The following is an 18,482-nucleotide window of genomic DNA, read 5'->3' as shown; positions in this document are numbered from 1 at the left end:
TACGAGTGGCGAAAGCGGAGCCGATCCAGAGGCAGTTAATTTGATGTGCGGCGGCATCGCCTAGCTGCCTCTGTTCGTACACCAGCTATCTTTTCTGCAGCCTGGCCTTTTCTTGCGCTGCGAATTCACGCGCCTTTACAGCTGCATCTTCGGGCGACGTTTCACCCGGCATAGGCTTCCTCTGCTTTTCTTCGTCCGTCAGGGTCGATTGGATTCAGTCACCGTCGTCTTCTCCGCGAGTTATTTTGCCCATGTCGCCAGACACGAGATGGTCGGGCTCATCCTTTGATACCTTCTTGAACTGCTCCAATTCTTTCCTGGCTTTTTCCTTGATCTCCTTTGCTGTCCATCCGGCTTTGTCGCGCTTTTTCTGACGGGCTTTGTTGATATCGGAAACATGCTTGGTCATCACGATATCTCCCTAAAAAGGTAGTCTCCCGCGGAGACATACTTATAATTATATTGTTCGTAATAGGATTTCACTTTATCGTTTACCGGGTGCATGATTCTTATCTGCTTGGCATTTATCAGTCTGGTATAAACGCCATATCCAAGCAGCACAGCCCCGAATATTGGCGGCCTGTCACCAAGATCAAGCGGCGAAGCTTCTACAACATCCAGGCGAAGCGCCGTGCCCTGGTAGGTAGGTCTCCCCATGGATAGTCCCGGAGAAAGGGGGCAGGTTCATTTATGGGGAGAGTCCCAGGCGGAAAGTGAGCCTGACGCCGTTTTTGATATTGCGATGCACATATTCAATGTGCGGCATTAACCCCTAAGAGGCGCAAGCAAGCCGCACTCGATGCCAGTTAACTTCGCCGAAGCAATCACCGGATCAACAATCATCTTCCCCGCATCGTTGATATAAATCCGTACCTTTAGCGTCGAAGGATCTTTGAAAATGGCCGCTTCCTTGGGCACGAGAGAGTCATCGAAGGATTCCATCTTGACATCGCCGAGTTGGGTTTTCTGAGAACGCTCGACGTCCACGCACGGCACGACATTCGTCACATTGTAGAAGTAGCGGATTTCGCCGGTTCCATCGCAATCGAGTTCCAGTAACTGCCCGAACCGGGCCAAGAATGGACCAATGGCATCTTTGGCGCGTTCGCTGAGAATCAGGGCCCCGGGGACCATCGCGCTGACATCAGCAGGCGGCCGCTTGTTTTTTCGACGTGTGCTGTCCGCAAATCCCACCAAGGGGCGGTCCATCCAATTCTTTGGCGTGCCATCAATGCGGAACCGACCCGCCAACGAGTCATGGTCATCCAAGGAGACGACCATGGCGTAGTCGTTGACCGAGGTGTATCGCAATTCCCAAACCGTCATTCATCTATCTCCGAATTAAAGCGGCAGTTCGCCAGAAAGCAGTTGCGACTTGAGGGAACGTAGTCCTCTGCGCCCATCTTCGGACCCATCTCTGCGGCTTAGTTGCGCATACACCTCCAGGTGATAGAGCTGCTTGTGATGAGGCGTGTGGTGAGTGGCGTTTGGATAGCCAGGTAACCCAGGACCCTTACTGGGCAGAAAAACGCCGTTGTCGGCATCGTTGATGCCAATGCCCCAGGTATAAAGCAGATTGCGCGATTCTCTTGCCTCGGGATCGCCCAGTGCCACGATGTGATGCGCGCAGGTGTTCGTCGGTCGAGATTGTGACGTTGCCGCAACAATATTTCTGGATAGCGTGCGGCGATGGTTGTAATCCTTGCGGTTGGCATTTGCCAGCAACACCTCTGCTGCGGTGGGCAGGGTCACGCCATTTTTGTATCGGACTCTCGCTTTCTCTTGCTTGAGAAGGAGTTCATTGCGAACGCCATAGGGATTAACGTCACTGGCATTGGCCGAGATGCGATTACCAGCAATAGTCAAATCCAGAATGGCAGTGGATGGGGAGGGGGCTGGTACGGATGCCGCTGTCGCGATCTTTGGCTGTGCTGACATGCTTCGTCCTTGTTGCCGGGGTGTCGTCCGGTCCAGTGTGCCATACGTCGTCAAGGTCTCCAGCGGCTTGGTTCGCGCTTCATTGCTGTGCGCCTAACCTTTCTTGTGCTGCTCCCTCGATTCGCCTACCTGCATGCGTTATCCCCAGCGACGTTCCCGTACCATTTTCCTGTTCACCCCGACAGCGCTGTCATATCCATCGAGCAAAGGCGCGATCTGCCGCGATAGACGATGTGAAGTCTCCCTTCACATCGAACCTCTCCGCATTTTCTTGTGCAGCGCAACTTGCCTTATTGTCCGACAAATGAAAATCATTGCGACGGTTACCTCGCCGTTTTCCTCGTGCTTTCAACGATGTGAAGCACATGTGACGAGTCGGAGCGATGATCGTTCTAGGTCTTGAGCTGGACCATCCTGGTCGGAAGGATTCGGGAGAATCGTTTGATGGCGGTTCGTTGCATTGATTGCTTGTCTGGAATTTTTTGGCCTGCTGTTGACAGCGCTGTCATAACAGGAACTTTTTGCCTGCACGTGCTGTGGTCTTGACCGCAGCGGCAGGTACGTGCGTCCTGCCCCGGACGTATTGCGCGCCATCCCCATCGAAGACGAAGACAACGCGCCGAATCACGCCACTGCCGCGCCAATGCGCATTCGAGACGAAACCGTTTCGTCATCCACGCCTGATCGCTAGTTGCTCCAACCGCTCCTGCAGAGGCGGGGCGGTATCCAGGGGGAATAGGCGGCGTCCGTGCATGGAAGCGCGGGTGGCTGTCATCTCGCTCGATATCGTTACCACACGCAAGCCGCAGCTATGACTGCGGCCAAGGAGGGATGTACATGTTGCGTTTGAAGAACATTTCTTTCCGTGCGAAGCCTTTGTTCGTCGCGGTGAGCGCCGCCTTGTCGCTGGGTTGTGCGGCCGTATGGGCGTCGCCTGCCGATGCATCGCAAAGCGTCACGGACAACAGTGCCCAGCAAACCGTACCGTCCAGGACATCCGACACGTCGAAGCCGGATGGCGCCACCAAGCCTGCCAACGCCAAACAGCTTGCCACGATCAACGTCAGCGGCATTCGCGCATCGGAAGAGCGCGCGGTGGAGCTCAAGCGCGAGGCGGCATCGATCCAGGACAGCATTTCGGCGGTGGATATCGGCAAGCTGCCGGATGTGACGATTGCCGATTCCCTGCAACGCATTACCGGCGTGCAGATCGACCGCTCCGGCGGCGAGGGCAGCACGGTCAATGTGCGCGGCTTACCGCAGGTCGGCACCACGTTGAACGGGGAAACGTTTCTGACCTCCGGGCAGATTGTTTCGGCGCAGCCCAACTTCACGGATATTCCCTCGCAGTTGTTCGCGGGCGCCGACGTGATCAAAACGCCCACGGCCAGCCTGTTGAACAACGGCATTACCGGTTCCATCAACCTTCGCACTCGCCGCCCCTGGGATTTGAAGAACGGCTGGACACTGGCCGGATCGGCCGACGGTGAATACGGCGGCACGTCAAAAAAGGCCGGCCCGGAAGTGAACGGACTGGCCAGCTTCAATGCGGGCGGCAAGTGGGGCGTGCTTGTTTCGGCGGCGTATTCCGACACCACGCTCAACGACTCCATCACCGGCATGGATTCGTACGGTGGCAAGTTCTTCGGCGAAAACGCCAAGAGCGCGACGGCCAACGATGGATTCCTGGGCGCCTTCGGTTCGGCGCCCATCCCGTCGCAAATCCGCCAGCTCGGCGGCGGCAACGTGGATGTGAACGGCAACGGCAACGCCAACGATGCGTTCTATGGCAGCGAGGATTTTGTCGTGTCCAAGCGCCAGATCGAACGCCAGCGCCTTGGCCTCAACGCATCGGCACAGGCAGATCTGGGCGCCGGCTTCACCCTGACCGGCGATGTGTTCTACACCCACCAGAATCAATACGTGCGCGCCAACGGTTATCAGCTCAACTCGGCCTCGTGGCTGGGCGCCACCTTCGTGCCGCTGGTCGCCACCGACACCGGCAAGCGCATCGGCGGCCCCTATAACGACAACCAGGGCTGGAACCAGGAGGTCTACACCACGCAGGTCTACCAGAAATGGCTGGGCGACCTGGAAACCTATGCGGAGGACGACGTCACCCGCACGGTGTCGCGCAATTTCAACTTGCAGCTGGATTACGACAACGGCGGCAACTTCACCGGCAGCGTGCGCGGCTTGTCGGCCCATGCGCACGAATTGCTGATGCAAAGCTATGTGCAGTTCGCCGACGCGGACGGCACGCAGTGGCCGAACGACCCGGTGACCGCCGCGCCGCCGGGTACGTACATTTATCCGGGTGGCAATCGAGTATTCAATCCGGCGGGCTTTGCGCCGAATACCGTGCCGGTGATCGTCGACATGCGCGGCGACAATATGGCCGTGTCGCTGCCGTCCCAACTGAGCAATTTCCTGTCCAATGCCAACAACTATGCCTTGAAGACCATCTCCAGCGAGGGCAATCACGAGCGCGCCAGCGGCATGACGATTTTTCGTGCCGACGGCCATTACAACTTCGACGATTCCGGTTTCAAGCTGGATTTTGGTGTACGCAACAGTATCCGCACCGCATCGAACGTCAACTTCAATATGGTCGCGCCCGTGTATGCGGGCAACGGCGCCAGCGACCCGTCGGGATGCCTGGTGCGCTGGAAGGCGGCGGACGTGGTGCTTAACGGCGGCGGCGTCGCGGGTGCCTGCACGGCCGGCAATGCGGACGGCTATTTCCGCGCCGGCGTGCTTTCCGCACAGAACCCGAGCCAGCTTCCATCGCTCATCAGCGGCAATATTCACCGGTACAGCAATCTGGCCGGTGTCAATGGCGTGTCGATCTACAACCTTGACCCCGCCACCATGGACAACGTGCTGGCATTCCAGAATGCGCTTTATCCGGGCGAAATGCGCAACGTCGATCCGGGTGGCACGTGGGATGTGATGCTGAAAGAGCGCACGGCCTACCTGCAGGGCGATTTCAATTTCGATGGCGCGGTGACGATCAGCGGCAACCTCGGTGTGCGCGTGGTGCATACCAATCTGGCCGTTACCCAGCACGTTGTCGGCAACAGCGAACCCTATGGCCTGCTGGCGCATGACAACGGCACCGTAAGCACCCATCGCGCGTATACCGATTACCTGCCGGCATTGAACGTCGCCTTCGATTTTACGCCTTCGCTGCGGTTGCGCTTTGCGTATTCGAAGAACATGATGCCGCTCAACCTCGATCAATGGGGCGGCGGGCTCACGCTCAACTATGCGATCGACACGTCCAAACCGGGGTCTACGCTGTTCCGCGTGCTCGGCGGCAACACCACCGGCAACCCCAACCTCGATCCGTGGCGCTCGTCCAACTACGATCTTTCCCTTGAGTACTACATGGGCCGATCCACGCTGCTGAGTGTGGCCGCCTTCTACATCAACGTGCAGAGCTTCATAAAGAACGGCAGCGTGCAGAACTGCGCCCTTCCGGATGAAGACGGCGTGGTACGTGGCCGCTGCGTGGCGATCACCGGACCGCTGCAAGGCAGCGGCAATTCGCTGCGCGGCCTGGAGCTTGCCGCCAAGCAGGATTTCCGCTTTCTGCCGGGTTTGTGGGGCAATTTTGGCGTGGACGCCAACTTTACGTTCTCGCCGAGCAATACCGGCAGGGATCTGGCCGGCAACGAAATCCCGTTCCAGGACAACTCCAAGGAGCAGGCCAACTTTGCCCTGTGGTACCAGGACAATCGCTTCGAAGCACGTGTGGCTGCCAATTACCGATCCAAGCGCGCCGTATCGGAGAACTTCGGCGGCATTGCCGGCATGGAGGTATACCAGGCCCCGACTACCTACGTTGATGCGTCGGTGAGCTACAAGCTGACGCCCCAGCTGCAGTTGTTCGTGCAGGCATCGAACCTCACCGACGAACATGAACGCTACTACCTGGTGTGGCCGGGCCAGGTGGCCGACACAACGATGTTCGACCGGCGTTATATGGTGGGAGTGCGGGCGAACTTCTGAGGGGATTTGGATAAACGGGCAGGGTGCTTTCTCTTAACGAGAAATGCATTCTGTCCGTTTTGCTTTTGAACACCGCTCACTGCGGTCATTGCGTATCCGGGAAAGCATAAATATTGGCGAACTCGGCATAAGGGCGCCTGGGTAACGAAAATTGGCTGCGCGAGCGAAATCGCTTACACCGAAATTCGACAGAAGTGTGATTAAGATCACATTACCGCCCCCGTACTACATATCAGGGGATATGCGCTAACTGTGATGCCTGCATCGCAGGGAGCGGTTTTATGGCTATGACGCACCTGCGAAACGAGCAGGCTGGGCTGTTTATGTCCTATCGAATGACAATGGGTGGTGCGGAGAACGTGGGTGGTTCCGTCCCGCCGATAATCACAACGAAAACCGTAATGCCCGTAACGGTGATGCAGCGTTTTCGATGGGCGCACACCATCGGGCAAGCCGTGCGCACAGTGGCTATCGAGCCATGAAAGATTTCCAGTTAGACGAGAGCTCCATTCAAGCAACGAGCTTCGCTTTACGCTCGGGAACTCCTGATCGACTGAATATCCAGATCGATACCTCGCCTTATATAAGCGAAATCGATTTTTCACCGCTAGACAGGCTGCAAGACCTTGATCTTCCGTTGGATCTGGTATCGCTGGCCGACCTGTTGCGAAATTCATTCGTTTATCCGCCACATTCCATTTATCAAAATGTGAAGCTTGCGAGCACCGGTTTCGACCCGGCGCAGAACATGCATGCCGCGCCGCAGTACCACTACCGGTTTCAGTCAGCTTTTGCACAATCGCGCCCGCCGTCCGGGATAGTTGACGAGAACACGCTGCTCAAGACCTATCATCGCCTGCTGTGCCATTCGATCGCACGCACCACCGCACACATGCACGCGCCATGGCTGTTTCAAAGCGGCGGCAAGGATTCCACCGTGCTTGCCATCGCACTGTCGGAGACGCGCCCCGACACGACCTGTTTCACGTATCTGGGCGGCAACGAGGAAAATGAAGTGGCGTCGGCGATACTCGTCACCAAAAAACTCGGCTTGCGCCACGAAACGCTGATATGCAATCCGGAGCGCGCCTACGATCGCTACCTTACCATGCTCCCGCGCATGCCTTTGCTCACCGCCGATTTTGCGGCGCTTTCCTACGCCGATCTGGTGACGGAAGTTCGCGCGCGGGGCGGTGACGGCATCATCGATGGCCTTGGCGCGGACCAGTATTTCGGCTGTCCTGTACATAATACGGATCGTTTACTTGCGCTGTTGGCGCGGGGCATCCGTTTGCCCCAGGCACTGTTCACATCGCGCCTGGTGAACCGCAGCTTCAAGCTTTGCTTTGTGCTGTCGACCCTGCAGATGCATGAGTTCGAGCGTTTCCTGCCCGGCTCGCGTTTCAGCGATGCGGAAGTGGATGCCTTGCTTGGCTGCAGTATTTCGGCCGGCTCACGGCAGCGTCTGGACACGTTCCGCTCTGACATCGATGCGGCGCAATCGAAGGAAGCGATGCGTCGCATTTCATGCACCATCCTGGAATCGGGCATGCTCGCCAAAGGCATGTATATGGCAAGGGCCGTGTCGCTTCGGCTCGCCTATCCCTATTGCGACGAACCGTTGCGCGACTGGGTATTCCATCAGGTTCCCGACGATTACCTGATTGGCCCCGGCGGCGTGAACAAGGTGCTGATGCGCAAATACATCGCAGGCCACTTCAGGGATCTTCCCTACGTGCATTCCAAGGGCAGTTTCCGTTTCGACCTGCGTGGGCTGGCTCGCCGGCGCTTCGAGCAGGTTCGCACTTTTGCCGAGCAGGCGCGCGAGGTGATGCCGGGTGCGCGGGCCTGGCTCGATGCAAACCGCAAATTTCTGGACAACAAGTACTTCGCTTCGAAGTTCTACTTGCTTGCCGTCACCCTTCCTTGGTTGCTCGACCGCATGCTCGGCGCCAAGGCCGCTGCCCACGCCAAAGCTGAGTCAAGCCCACACTGCCGGATTTCGTCCTGCATAGCCCTGCGGACGAAGGAGGAGACATGAAACATCAACGCGCTTCGTTGCTTGTAACGATGCTTTGCCTGATTGTCGCGAGCCTGAGTTTCCATACCGCTGTTGCGCAGACCACCACGCCGCATGTGCGCATGAGTTGGCAGGCTTTCGTCAGCGGGCCGGCTGGGGCATTGCGTTTGGCCAGCTTGAAGAAGGCGATAGCCAAGATGAGATCGCTCGACAACAGCCCGCCAGATACGGCCGACTTCCGCCGCAGTTGGAAATATTGGGGGAATATCCATGGCTATCTTGGATCGACCAGCCTGTTCGGGACCGTCGCCCAACGAAACCAGCAATTGATCAATGATGGCCTGTCGCAGTACCTCCCGTATCTGAATGGAACCTCGACCCAACCAGGCATCGTCGACCAGACTCCACCAGATGCCATCGGCAAGGCGCTGTGGGCAACATGCCAGCATTCGCCGACAACGACTGAACTGAATTTTTTCGCCTGGCACCGCATGTATCTTTACTTTTTCGAGCGCGTGCTGCGCTGGGCAGCGAATGACCCGACGCTGACGCTGCCGTACTGGGATTACACCAATCCTGCCCAAACCGCGCTTCCCGCGGAGTTCCGGGATACCACCTCCCCGCTCTACGATTGGCGCCGATATCCACCGGTGAATCAGGGCACGCTCGCATTGAATCCCAACATCACCAATATCGACGGCCCGCTGACCACGGACACTACCTTTCTCCAGTTCGAAAAAGACATTGAAAAGGGTGTGCATGGCAACGTGCACTGCGCCATGGTGCGTTACTGCCCAGTGCCGCTGATGGGATTGGTGGGCGTGGCAGCCAATGATCCGATCTTCTATTTCCACCACGCCAATATCGATCGCATGTGGTCCTGCTGGCAGCATGCGCACCCCAACGAGCTGCCCGGTACGTGGGAAAACCAAAGTTTCTCGTTCGTGGACGAAACCGGTACCGAGGTGACTCGCACCGTCAAGGATTTTCTTGACACAACCACGCTGGGCTATGTTTACGACAACAGCAGCGCGTGCACGCGCGCACCGGCAACCACCATGGTAGCCATGCAGATCCAGTCGCCATCCAGTACCGGACAAACGTTTCCGAATATTTTGTTTTCGCACATGCCGCTGCGGTTGGGCCCGGCCGTTACGTCCATGGATGCGACGATGCCCGCGGCGGCGCAGCTCCAGAATACGGAACTCGTGCTCCGCGATGTAAGCGCGCTGGTAACGCCAGGCGCGTTGATTGACGTATATATCGCAAAAAAGGACGACCCGTCGTCGCGCATTTTCGTTGCCACCATCAACTGGTTCGGCGTCTTCGACCATATGGACAAGATGGGTCACTTGGACCATGCCAAGCCGATGGCGCGCACCTTCGAATACAACGTAACCAGGCAACTGCAGCAGCTCGGGTTTCCAGGCACAAAAGCGCTGACGATCGTCTTCCAGGCGAGCTCGGGACTGGTGCCTGTAAGCAACAACCAGATTGCATCAAGCGAAGCGCTCACGGCGTCGCAGGCCACGCTGCGGCCCGATGCGCGCGTGACCATTGGTGCGATCGAACTTCGGCAATAGCTGGGTCTGGTGATAAGGGGCCGGACTGGGCCGGCCCTTATCCACGGACGGTTTAAATAATCACCTGAGCCATGCTTCAGCTTGGCAATTGCGCATCAAAGAAAGCATAGATATCGGCGAACTCTACGGCCTCGGCGCCTAACGATTGTTGCATGCCGTGCCCGTTGTCGGTTCGGATCCAGACGGGCGGCCCGCTCGCCATCGAGCTTGGCATCCCCACGCAGAGCAACGCCCAGCCGCGCAACACGTCGATATTGGGCGCTCGGCGGCCAGGATCTATAGGGCTGTCAGGAGTCATGTGGATCTCCCCTATGGTCTCTTTTAAACCTCAGGCGAGGTTTTCACGTTGGGGTTGAACCTTGTTCGATAGCCGAATCCGTTTCACAGAAAGAAGCAGGCTCATGCGTAGTGCGATATAGCTGACCAGCGCAATCCCGACCATACATGGATAGATCCACGCGCCGAGATATTCCGGAAATGATGGAGGCGGGTTTTGAAAACCGAACACGATGTGATCGTGTCCAAAGCTAAGCGGGATGAAGTCTCGCTGCGAATGTTCGTACCTGTGCTGCGCCGACAAGGGGAGATCCAGCCACAGCCCTACCAGATCGGGCCGGACGATTTTTACGGCGATACAGCCGACACTCCACAGTCCAAAAAATCCTGATATCACCGCGCAAACCAAACCAAGCCCCGCGACGACGCTGCGCCCCGCAAATCGGACAACCATGCGAAGCATCGGGAGTGTCCGTCTACTCGAGCGCGCTCGGTTAAGAAGGTACTCGTCGACAAAGCCTTGGGCATAGGTCTCGGCGTTTCCGAAGGCCGATAGAACTTTCAAGGGCGGAAGGCCCGAGGCCACGCGTTCGGCAATATGTTCCCTGGCCTCTGCCAGTATCTCCCGCGAGTCGTCGCCGGGTAACGGTGCAAGCGCCCGTTGCAGGTTCTTGAGCCATGTGGTGACCGGATCGTCTTTGCGATGAAGGCTCATTTCTTCCCCCTGTTGAGAAATCGATTGAAAGCAACCGTCATGGCCTGCCAATCGTCGAGGTGGGCTTTCAGCTCGGCTTTCCCCTGAGAGGTGATTGCGTAGTATTTGCGAGGATGCGACGCATCTTCGAGAACGTGCCATTCGCTTTGGATGGAGCCTCGCTTCTCCAGTCGATAAAGAAGCGGATAAAGGGTGCCTTCCGCGATCTCCAGTCCCGCCTCGTCCCTAAGCACCTCGAGAATTCTCAATCCGTATTCCGAGGTTTGCTGCACGACGCTCAGCAGTGCGAGCTCTGCAACGCCCTTGAACATCTGCGTGCGGAGTCTTTCGCGCGATCCTTGAAGTGCTTCCGAATCGGAGCGCTTTTTTGGTGGGCTAGCAGCTTTCTTGGATGCCATGCAATGCAAGATATTATAAAATATATGACATGCGCAAGAGGAAATTTTGCCCCTGGAAGCACAAGCCGAGCTGGTACGCGGTGGCCGATGCCGATCGCATCATCAACTCCGACCTGGAACGGATGTATGCGACCCGTGCGCATAGCACCACGATCGACATCAAGCATGGCAGCCACTCCATTTATGAGTCGCATCCGCAGGAAGTGGCCAAGCTGATTGAAGCGACTGCGCAGGGGGCGTTGGCTGGGAAATAGGCTTGAGTGATCGTCGAGTCTTAGCTGCGCGAAATAAGTTCCCTCCTCTGCTTGCAGGGGAGGGGTAGGGTGGGGTGATGCGAGCGGAGCTCGCTTCCTGTCCTGACAAAGGCTCGCCGCGAGGATGCTTCACCCCACCCCGACCCTCCCCTACTACACGTAGGGGAGGGGGCAGAATTCCCGCGATACGTGTGCGGTGAAGCGTCTGATAACGATCAGTAAAAGAGCGTCACCGTCGCCGGCGACAGCGTTGCGCCGTAACCGCATTGCGGCGTCAAGCCCGAGGACGCATTGGTAAAGCTCCAGCCCGGGTTGGAATACAGCGAGAAGTTGTCGTCGTAGAGTTCCAGGTCATAGAACGCCAGCGAACCGCCAGCTGGATAATCGCTGCACCGCGAAACGTTGTAGACCTCCAGCGCGCCGGCGAAGGCCCAGTTGAACGTCTGTCCCTGGCTCGACGTACCTACCAGCTCGGAATAGTTGCCGGTGGTCAGGTCTTCGGTGAGTACGTCCCACGACGAGCAGGAGAGGGCACCTGCCGCGCAGTTGTCCCACATATAGCCGGCGATCTTGTCGCCCACGTTCACGCGCGTCGGCGTGGCTTCGAACACTGTCCCGCTTACGCAGCAATTCCAGCTGGCGATGCCCCAGGCGTTGGCATAGTCGGAATTCCAGCCCAGCACCGGTTGAAGGATGGTCACGACATCGGCGTAGTCTTCCAGGCCGGGGAAGAGATAGTTCGTTTGGCCATCGCTTGCGCTTGGCGCCGAAGGCACGTTCCAATCCGCGCCCAGCTCACCGTAGGAAGAACTGGTGGTGGTGCTTAAGTATTCGATCCAGGCGTGACCGATCGTCGGTGGCCTGACGCCGCGAACACCCCGCTCATCGCCCACCACGCGTTCGCCGTTGCGCTTGAAATGCGCGTAGTGGCATACGGGAATGCTATCGACGCGTGCGTTCGCATGCTGGATGGTCTTTTCGTCCTTGTGCAGAACATCTCCCTTGGCCAGATGCACAACACAGCTTGGATGGAAGTAGCCGGCCGGCGTGATCACATAGTTGGCCGGCACGTTCGCAGGCCGGAAATGACCGGCGTTCGGTCAAGGGATAAAAACGGAATCGGGTTCACTTATCGAAACCGGCTCGGCAAAATGCCTGCCGATGGGTTGGTGATGTCCGCAGCCCAAGCTCATCCAGTAACCGGAAACGCCGCCCATGTCCCAGGGATCCCTGCCAGGCTTCGATCTCGCCATTCCCACCGATCGCCTGTACCTGGCCGTCTTCCCTGATGTTGCGTACGCCGCCCGTTTTGAAACCTTTGCCGCAAAGCACCTCGCCGCACGGCGTATGGAAGGGCAGCCGGTGGAAGCCAGCCGTCTGCATCTCACGCTTTTTCATCTGGGCGATTACACGGGGCTCCCTCCCGGCCTGGCCGCGCAAGCTGCCGAAGCGCTTTCCCGTCTCGAAGCGGAGCCTTTCACCATCCAGTTCGACCAGATCGGCAGCTTCAACAACCGCGGCGGCTACGGCGATTTTGTGCTTGCTGCCAACCACGGCAATGATGCTTTGCGTGCGCTTCACCGGCAACTTGCGCAGCACTTGAATGCAGCTGCCTTGAATCAGCACACCAAAGGCTCATTCACACCGCACATGACCTTGGCGTACAACAAACCGGCGGTGCCATTCCAGCCTATCGAGCCGGTGATATGGCCGGCGCATGAAGTGGTGTTGATCCATAGCCTGTTGGGCAAGACCAGGCATATACGGGTGGCTGATAAAAAAATGGAGTGAGGCCCCAACGACACTTACCTAAGTGCATGGGGTTGATGTCGGGAGTAGGTAGGGTGGGGTGAAGCAGCCTCGCGATACATTTCAGCGATGCCGCAAGCCCGGGCAACCCCACCCCAACCCTCCCCTGCCTGCAGGGGAGGGAGCAAATCGTGGCAAGGGGCCAAATATCCGCTTGATTTGATTGGCGCCATTCGGCAAGGCTTGCCTCCATTCTGCCCCGTGCGCGTCCTCGACTATTTTTGCAACAAGTCCACGCCGTAAGGCGCCAGGTGCAGCACGCCGGACCACTGCTTCCCCGACAACAGACCGGTCATCGGCCCGGCCAGCGTAACGTCCCTGGATTGCGTGGTCGTGTTGACGTACAGCGTGCGTCCATCGACGACCCTGGCATATACGCCGTCGGGTGTTGCCGGGCCGGGAGTGATGTCCACGCTGGCGTAAAGGCTGCGGTAAAGGGCGCGCATGATCGGTGCCTGCGCCGGCATGGCGACATAGATCGCCCGACCTTTGCCAAAGGTGTTGACCGTGATCGCCGGAGGTGTGTCGTCGACGTTTGCAATCCGCGCCAGGATTTTTGCGGTCGATGGTTCCAGCACCTCATAGAAAGGATTGGCGACTTTGACCTCTTCGCTGCCGAACTTGATCAGCAACGGTTGCGGAGCATTGTAAAAAGCGTTGGTCTTCAGCCCGAATACGTCGCTGAGCCGCCCTGGCAGCGGCGTATTGAAGAACTGGCTGTGCTCGTCCACCTTCGCGGAAAAGGCGCTCATGATGAAGACGCCGCCGTTGCCCACGTATTTGCGAATGGCATTGGCGCTGTCGGCGTCCATGACGTAATCGCCGGGCGCGATGACCATTTTGTATCGGCTCAGGTCCTCGTGACCGATATTGATGACGGCAACATCGAGGTTGTCATTGAACAGCGGCTCGAAAGCGCCATGCTCCTGATCCATGTATGGGGTTGTTATGTACTGGCGCACCGTATTGGAAGGGCCGTTTGGGCTCGACGCCACCCGGCTCTCGAATGAATAGGCAATGGCGATGGCCGGATGGGGCTGCCTTGGAAAACCCAGTTTTTGCAGTTTCTTGAATTCATCCGCGATGGTGGCGAACTCGGACAGCTTCCACGACGGCGTATCGTCATGGTCGATAAGGCCGAACAATGCCTGTTCCTCGCCGCCCAGGTGGGAATTGAAAGTCCAGGCCAGCAAAGCCTGTGCGCCATCGATCAGGCCCATATAGGCCCACATGCGCGAGCGCCCTTTCTTGCCGTAGTCGCCCCCGCCGCCCGCGGTGAATTCGTTGAACCAGATCGGTGTGGACAACGCGCCCTTCATCATCAGTGCCTCGAAGCTGCCGCTGATGGGGTCGGCGGGATAAAAGCCCATGGCGCCGTAGTTGACGTATTGACGATACGTGGACAGGTAATCGAAGCCTTTGCGCGGGCTGCTATCCCATAGATTGGAGATGGCGGGCTTGTCGGGCGTATTTTTTTCGCGAATCGCTTCAAGGTTCTTCAGCGCATCCACCGTGACATCCGACCAGTACCGATGCAGGTCCAGATAACGTTCCGCCGGGCCCGGGCCGTTCGCATAAGGCAATTGCACCTCGCCCCATGAATCGATACGGCGCGACCATCTTTGAGTGGCCCAGGCTTTGTTCAAGGCGTCCAGGCTTTTGTACTTGCGCTTGAGCCAGTCGATGAAACGAAGACGGTCGGCTTCGGAATACGACATGAAGCCGTTGCCGATTTCGTTGTCGTAACCGATCGCGAACAATGCCGGATGATGCGCATAGTGTTTGGTCAAGGCGTCGGCAAATTGGGTGACCAGGCGCTTGTAGTCCGGATCGCTGATGTCGTCCATGTAGCGTTCGGCAGCGTGGAGCCTCACGCCATCCTGCGTAACTATATCTACGCCCGGATATTTATGGTGCAACCACTGCGGTGCCGGCAATCCGCTGATGTCCAGGATGACCTTGATGCCGTTGGCGTGCATGTCATCCATGACGGCATCGAATGGCTTGAAATCGAACACACCTTCAGCCGGTTCAAAGTAATCCCAAGACAAATCACCCATGCGCACGACGGTAAAGCCGGCCTTTTTCATACGGGCAATGTCTTGATGGATCTGCTGTGGCGTGCGGTCAACCGGTTGATAGCATGTTCCTACGAACAGCTGGCCGGCGCCTGGCCAATCGTGTTGACCTGTCGCGGCCCCGGCGCTCGCCGTTGCGCCACACGCGAGGCAAAGGCTTGCCAACGCCGCCATGATGGTTGTGGATTTCATGAGCACTTGGGGTTCCGTGATGCCACAGAAGAACTCGATTTATTTTCTTGGCGAAAAAAAAAGAGCCAACACCGTCCTTCCGCTTTGCGGGCTGCTCGAGCTTCGCGTGACAGCAACGCGGGTTGGATGGGCCGGCTCCGTATTTTCTACGAAGGCTTACCCAAGAGCTCCGCGCTGGGCAAATACATGCTCGGTATTGGGAAAAATCGTAACGGTCGGCTGTAGTGTGTTCCGTTCAGTAGTAGAGCGACAGGGAGCTCATCCAGGTCAATGCCGCCGGCCGCCGCGGAGTGGGAATCGGGTTGGCGGTGTAGCTCAGCTGGTTGGTCATATAGAAGCCCCGTGTCCAGCGGTAGACATACGAGACTGCGTAGGTGGAGCTGTAGTCCACGGCCGAGATACCCAGCGCCTGCTGCGTGCGTTCAAAGGACTTGCTCAGGCGATTGAACGTATAGCTCAATGACAATACGTCGTACGGCCGTCCAAACGGGCCAAGCACATAAGGCGTAATGCCGATGTCGCCGGAGTAGACGTTGCGATCCGGTGGCGCGTAGTCGAGGTTGGCGTTGATGTAGATGCCGCGGGAAGGCTGCGTTGCATCGGTTTGCAACAATTGGTAATCACCGACCAGGTAATAGGCGTAATTGCTGCCTGCATAGCCGCCCCTGAATTTGGCATATCGGCTTGCGTTGTAGATGACGCCCTGGCGCAACCATGTCATCTGCTGTTTGGGCGCCGGATCGATCAGGTAACCCAGTTCGTTGACATACAGCGGCTTGGCGCCGGGAATATGCCATTTCAATCCAAGGAAGTTATTGCTCTTCCAATCGGCTTTTACGCCATCGGGGTCGATGCTACGAGTGACGCCGAAACGTTCGTAGACATGCGTGCTGGGAAAGACCACGCGCAGATTCGCTTCCGGCGCGGATTTGTTGTTGATCAAGCCGACTTCGAAGGGTATCGAGCTTGAGATACCAGCGGTGGATGCGGTAGCGCTGCTGCCCAGGGAAAAGCCGTAAAACTGGTTGGAGATTTCGTCGAAGCCGTATTGCAACTGCACTTTTCCATCATGGAAGCGTTGGTTGATGTAAAGGCTGTTGAGTGAAAGCCCGGTTGGATTTTCGTCCCTGTAAGAAAACGCCTGGAAGTCCGCGTTGAACACCAACTGCGACGCGCCCGCGAAACCGATGCGGCCGAGGTCGTAAGTGGCATAGACGAACGGATTGGTCCTGAAGCTTGGGTCCTGGCCAATATAAAGTTGCGTGTGTTCGTGATGGTTGAGCACATCATAGGAACCGCCCACCGACATGCCGCCGCCGATCATCCAGCCATGGTCCGCCAGCTCGCTGCGCCATCCGCCCCAATTGGGCGACAGCGTTTCGCAGGTGCTGATCGGCGGGCTGACGGTGCCTTGCGGTTGCAGGCTGTCATTACGCCGGCAGCGTGGAATATCGACGTGCCGGTTGGCGAGGTCGGATCGGGTGTCCGTATCGTTGGACACATCATTGGAACTGGGCAGCGGACCATAATCGGCGCGTGCGCTGCCGCACATCGCCGCTAGAACAAAAAACAGACTGCTGCTTAATAAATGCGCGGCATGACGGAAAGCATGTGGGGACATGGCAGGTCAGCTATGGAATGCCGGTGGGGAGGCCGGCGCTTCGTTCGATCGCGGTGCAAGCTATAAGGGATGAAGGAGGGCCGCAATTGTTCGAATGGGTCTGGCAGCCGCGATGAGCTTGGGCTACGGTAGCGAGTTCTTGTGCGGGTAAATGTTCAGGCCTTGCCGCGTTTGCGCAGCGGATCGAGCAGGGCGCGCAGTCCGTTGTGGTCGAGTTCAAGCATCAACGCCAGCAAGTGGCCGAGCTCACCCGGTGGAAAACCTTTGCGCGCGAACCAGGCGAGATACGCACCCGGCAGGTCGGCGATCAGTCGGCCCTGGTATTTGCCGAATGGCATGGTAAGGGTTACCAGGCGCTGCAGGTCTTCGGGTTTCATTTGTTTGAGCTGGTGGACAGTTTTCGTGAAGCATACCAAGCCGAGCCGTCATCCCAGCGAAAGCTGGCATCCAGCGACTTGTAGAGTGTGAAAGACACTGGATTCCAGCTTTCGCTGGAATGACGAATCGGTAGCGTGAATTTGCGGGCAAAAATCGCCCGTTCGAGTAACGTGCCGGGACTTCCTTTGGCGATTCACGTTTTCCCCGGGCAGTAATGGGCGAAGGTCGGAATCCATTTATATCCATGCGGGATACGTATCGATTCAATGAATGTCTACGCAGCGATCAGCATGGATTCCGGCCTTCGCCGGAATGACGATGGGGTGCCGTGCAGCTAGCCGAACAAGTGGCTATATGCATCAAGCCAAAGTGGCTATTTTTTCAAGCCACTCATAAGCCTAGTTTCTACGGCGGGCGTTTCCGCACGAAGCCGGGAGAAGCGTATGGCTCTGGTCAATAAATGTTGGACAGGTTGTGTGCTTGGTGTAGTGATGTTTGCAGGTTGGACTCAAGCGATATCGGCGGATGCAGTGCGTAACGATGGGCATGAGTTCGATTTCGAGTTCGGTACCTGGAAAACCCATGTGTCGATGCTCAAGCAGCCGTTGACGGGCTCGAAAACCTGGGCGGAATACGATGGCATCACCATCGTGCACAAGGTATGGAATGGCCAGGCGAATCTGGTGGATCTGGATATGAAGAATGCATCCAGCCACCTGAAGCTTGCTTCGTTCCGACTGTTCGATCCGGCGACACACCAGTGGAGCCTGTACGTGGCCAACAGCCACAGCGGCACCCTTGGCGTGCCGAGCGTCGGCGGATTCGCGGATGGGCGTGGTGTGTTCTATGACAAGGAAATGTTCGACGGCAAGCCCGTCACCGTGCGCTTCGTCATTACGCCGCGTAGCGCGGATGCCATCCACTTCGAGCAGGCGTTTTCTGCGGATGATGGAAAGACGTGGGAGACGAATTGGATTGCCGATGACACGCGGGTGAAAGATCGATAGCGAATCCTCTCGCGTCGAATCTCAGCTTGCCGGATGCGTCCCCTCCCCTACGTGTAGTTGTACTGGTCAAGTGTTTTCGGACACGTCGATAGGGGAATCTAGGTGTGGCAGCGCTCGAAGTCGTTGGGTGAGCGGTAGCCGAGGGTGGAGTGAAGGCGGTTGGCGTTGTAGAAGTTGACGATGTAGTCAGTAATGTCTT

18 protein-coding genes are annotated in these 18,482 nt (G+C 57.6%); 7 read left to right on the top strand and 11 right to left on the bottom strand.

Annotated features, from left to right (window positions below):
- Positions 1 to 214: 214 nt before the first annotated feature.
- The 3 genes from ACTHNE_RS01410 to ACTHNE_RS01400 form a co-directional block, all read right to left on the bottom strand.
- Entirely contained in the window at positions 215 to 409 is a 195-nt protein-coding gene (locus ACTHNE_RS01410) for a hypothetical protein (protein ID WP_440268386.1), read from the bottom strand.
- A gap of 356 nt (positions 410 to 765) precedes the next feature.
- On the bottom strand, positions 766 to 1,326 hold the full coding sequence (locus ACTHNE_RS01405; protein ID WP_440268385.1) for an imm11 family protein: 561 nt from the start codon (positions 1,324 to 1,326) through the stop codon (positions 766 to 768).
- Positions 1,327 to 1,341: 15 nt separating this feature from the next.
- Positions 1,342 to 1,938 carry an AHH domain-containing protein gene (locus tag ACTHNE_RS01400; RefSeq protein WP_440268384.1) on the bottom strand — a complete coding sequence of 199 codons (597 nt, stop codon included), beginning with the start codon at positions 1,936 to 1,938 and terminating at the stop codon, positions 1,342 to 1,344.
- Positions 1,939 to 2,775: 837 nt separating this feature from the next.
- Between ACTHNE_RS01400 and ACTHNE_RS01395 the strand changes: the two genes are divergently transcribed.
- The 3 genes from ACTHNE_RS01395 (at position 2,776) to ACTHNE_RS01385 (ending at position 9,555) form a co-directional block, all read left to right on the top strand.
- Complete coding sequence (locus ACTHNE_RS01395; protein WP_440268383.1) at positions 2,776 to 5,952, top strand: TonB-dependent receptor; 3,177 nt, start codon at positions 2,776 to 2,778, stop codon at positions 5,950 to 5,952.
- A gap of 478 nt (positions 5,953 to 6,430) precedes the next feature.
- Positions 6,431 to 7,993, top strand: coding sequence for an asparagine synthase-related protein (locus tag ACTHNE_RS01390; RefSeq protein WP_440268382.1), 1,563 nt, complete (start codon positions 6,431 to 6,433; stop codon positions 7,991 to 7,993).
- Complete coding sequence (locus ACTHNE_RS01385) at positions 7,990 to 9,555, top strand: tyrosinase family protein (RefSeq protein WP_440268381.1); 1,566 nt, start codon at positions 7,990 to 7,992, stop codon at positions 9,553 to 9,555. Before ACTHNE_RS01390 ends, ACTHNE_RS01385 begins: the two co-directional genes overlap by 4 nt.
- Before the next feature lie 76 nt (positions 9,556 to 9,631).
- Here the strand turns inward: ACTHNE_RS01385 and ACTHNE_RS01380 are convergent, their stop codons facing one another.
- From ACTHNE_RS01380 to ACTHNE_RS01370, 3 genes are read right to left on the bottom strand one after another with little or no spacing between them, the layout of a single operon-like run.
- Entirely contained in the window at positions 9,632 to 9,853 is a 222-nt protein-coding gene (locus ACTHNE_RS01380) for a hypothetical protein (protein ID WP_324943102.1), read from the bottom strand.
- Positions 9,854 to 9,883: 30 nt separating this feature from the next.
- On the bottom strand, positions 9,884 to 10,546 hold the full coding sequence (locus ACTHNE_RS01375) for an HAAS signaling domain-containing protein (RefSeq protein ID WP_324943105.1): 663 nt from the start codon (positions 10,544 to 10,546) through the stop codon (positions 9,884 to 9,886).
- Positions 10,543 to 10,944, bottom strand: coding sequence for a PadR family transcriptional regulator (locus ACTHNE_RS01370; RefSeq protein ID WP_324943108.1), 402 nt, complete (start codon positions 10,942 to 10,944; stop codon positions 10,543 to 10,545). The genes ACTHNE_RS01375 and ACTHNE_RS01370 overlap by 4 nt, the downstream gene beginning before the upstream one ends.
- A gap of 29 nt (positions 10,945 to 10,973) precedes the next feature.
- Between ACTHNE_RS01370 and ACTHNE_RS01365 the strand changes: the two genes are divergently transcribed.
- The gene (locus tag ACTHNE_RS01365) at positions 10,974 to 11,198 is read left to right on the top strand and encodes an alpha/beta hydrolase (RefSeq protein WP_324943112.1); all 225 of its coding nucleotides are present in this window, start codon (positions 10,974 to 10,976) and stop codon (positions 11,196 to 11,198) included.
- Between the two features lie 215 nt (positions 11,199 to 11,413).
- Here ACTHNE_RS01365 and ACTHNE_RS01360 read toward each other — a convergent pair whose 3' ends face one another.
- Positions 11,414 to 12,268, bottom strand: coding sequence for a hypothetical protein (locus tag ACTHNE_RS01360; RefSeq protein WP_324943114.1), 855 nt, complete (start codon positions 12,266 to 12,268; stop codon positions 11,414 to 11,416).
- A gap of 145 nt (positions 12,269 to 12,413) precedes the next feature.
- On the opposite strand from ACTHNE_RS01360, the gene thpR reads away from it, so the two are divergent.
- Positions 12,414 to 12,989 carry an RNA 2',3'-cyclic phosphodiesterase gene (thpR, locus tag ACTHNE_RS01355; protein WP_440268380.1) on the top strand — a complete coding sequence of 192 codons (576 nt, stop codon included), beginning with the start codon at positions 12,414 to 12,416 and terminating at the stop codon, positions 12,987 to 12,989.
- Between the two features lie 233 nt (positions 12,990 to 13,222).
- Here thpR and ACTHNE_RS01350 read toward each other — a convergent pair whose 3' ends face one another.
- Positions 13,223 to 15,097, bottom strand: a complete 1,875-nt coding sequence (locus ACTHNE_RS01350) for a beta-galactosidase (protein WP_440268379.1) — start codon at positions 15,095 to 15,097, stop codon at positions 13,223 to 13,225.
- On the opposite strand from ACTHNE_RS01350, the gene ACTHNE_RS01345 reads away from it, so the two are divergent.
- A complete protein-coding gene (locus ACTHNE_RS01345; RefSeq protein ID WP_324943174.1) occupies positions 14,981 to 15,502 on the top strand; it encodes a hypothetical protein in 522 nt (173 codons plus the stop codon). The two genes, ACTHNE_RS01350 and ACTHNE_RS01345, sit on opposite strands and share 117 nt — an antisense overlap.
- Positions 15,503 to 15,512: 10 nt before the next feature.
- Here the strand turns inward: ACTHNE_RS01345 and ACTHNE_RS01340 are convergent, their stop codons facing one another.
- On the bottom strand, positions 15,513 to 16,898 hold the full coding sequence (locus ACTHNE_RS01340; protein ID WP_440268378.1) for a hypothetical protein: 1,386 nt from the start codon (positions 16,896 to 16,898) through the stop codon (positions 15,513 to 15,515).
- 155 nt (positions 16,899 to 17,053) lie between these two features.
- Positions 17,054 to 17,275 carry a DUF3820 family protein gene (locus ACTHNE_RS01335; RefSeq protein ID WP_324943124.1) on the bottom strand — a complete coding sequence of 74 codons (222 nt, stop codon included), beginning with the start codon at positions 17,273 to 17,275 and terminating at the stop codon, positions 17,054 to 17,056.
- 444 nt (positions 17,276 to 17,719) lie between these two features.
- Here ACTHNE_RS01335 and ACTHNE_RS01330 point away from each other — a divergent pair, with 444 nt between their 5' ends.
- Positions 17,720 to 18,283 carry a hypothetical protein gene (locus tag ACTHNE_RS01330; protein WP_440268377.1) on the top strand — a complete coding sequence of 188 codons (564 nt, stop codon included), beginning with the start codon at positions 17,720 to 17,722 and terminating at the stop codon, positions 18,281 to 18,283.
- A gap of 98 nt (positions 18,284 to 18,381) precedes the next feature.
- Here the strand turns inward: ACTHNE_RS01330 and ACTHNE_RS01325 are convergent.
- The coding region (locus ACTHNE_RS01325; RefSeq protein ID WP_324942441.1) for an IS3 family transposase at positions 18,382 to 18,482 on the bottom strand (101 nt) is incomplete at its 5' end.

The sequence above is a fragment of the Dyella sp. genome (genome assembly GCF_051954575.1).
In the GTDB taxonomy this organism is placed as follows: domain Bacteria; phylum Pseudomonadota; class Gammaproteobacteria; order Xanthomonadales; family Rhodanobacteraceae; genus Dyella_B.
The sequence above is the reverse complement of the archived record's forward strand: the minus strand, read 5'-3'. Positions and strand labels throughout refer to the sequence as shown.

What these genes read in the sequence shown, in the direction of transcription:
- ACTHNE_RS01365 (WP_324943112.1), top strand. Translation starts at nt 10,974, where the DNA reads ATGCGCAAGAGGAAATTTTGCCCCTGGAAGCACAAGCCGAGCTGGTAC.
- ACTHNE_RS01400 (WP_440268384.1), bottom strand. Translation starts at nt 1,938, where the DNA reads ATGTCAGCACAGCCAAAGATCGCGACAGCGGCATCCGTACCAGCCCCC.
- ACTHNE_RS01385 (WP_440268381.1), top strand. Translation starts at nt 7,990, where the DNA reads ATGAAACATCAACGCGCTTCGTTGCTTGTAACGATGCTTTGCCTGATT.
- ACTHNE_RS01375 (WP_324943105.1), bottom strand. Translation starts at nt 10,546, where the DNA reads ATGAGCCTTCATCGCAAAGACGATCCGGTCACCACATGGCTCAAGAAC.
- ACTHNE_RS01405 (WP_440268385.1), bottom strand. Translation starts at nt 1,326, where the DNA reads ATGACGGTTTGGGAATTGCGATACACCTCGGTCAACGACTACGCCATG.
- ACTHNE_RS01410 (WP_440268386.1), bottom strand. Translation starts at nt 409, where the DNA reads ATGACCAAGCATGTTTCCGATATCAACAAAGCCCGTCAGAAAAAGCGC.
- ACTHNE_RS01390 (WP_440268382.1), top strand. Translation starts at nt 6,431, where the DNA reads ATGAAAGATTTCCAGTTAGACGAGAGCTCCATTCAAGCAACGAGCTTC.
- thpR (WP_440268380.1), top strand. Translation starts at nt 12,414, where the DNA reads ATGTCCCAGGGATCCCTGCCAGGCTTCGATCTCGCCATTCCCACCGAT.
- ACTHNE_RS01395 (WP_440268383.1), top strand. Translation starts at nt 2,776, where the DNA reads ATGTTGCGTTTGAAGAACATTTCTTTCCGTGCGAAGCCTTTGTTCGTC.
- ACTHNE_RS01380 (WP_324943102.1), bottom strand. Translation starts at nt 9,853, where the DNA reads ATGACTCCTGACAGCCCTATAGATCCTGGCCGCCGAGCGCCCAATATC.
- ACTHNE_RS01335 (WP_324943124.1), bottom strand. Translation starts at nt 17,275, where the DNA reads ATGAAACCCGAAGACCTGCAGCGCCTGGTAACCCTTACCATGCCATTC.
- ACTHNE_RS01370 (WP_324943108.1), bottom strand. Translation starts at nt 10,944, where the DNA reads ATGGCATCCAAGAAAGCTGCTAGCCCACCAAAAAAGCGCTCCGATTCG.
- ACTHNE_RS01350 (WP_440268379.1), bottom strand. Translation starts at nt 15,097, where the DNA reads ATGAAAAAGGCCGGCTTTACCGTCGTGCGCATGGGTGATTTGTCTTGG.
- ACTHNE_RS01340 (WP_440268378.1), bottom strand. Translation starts at nt 16,898, where the DNA reads ATGTCCCCACATGCTTTCCGTCATGCCGCGCATTTATTAAGCAGCAGT.
- ACTHNE_RS01330 (WP_440268377.1), top strand. Translation starts at nt 17,720, where the DNA reads ATGGCTCTGGTCAATAAATGTTGGACAGGTTGTGTGCTTGGTGTAGTG.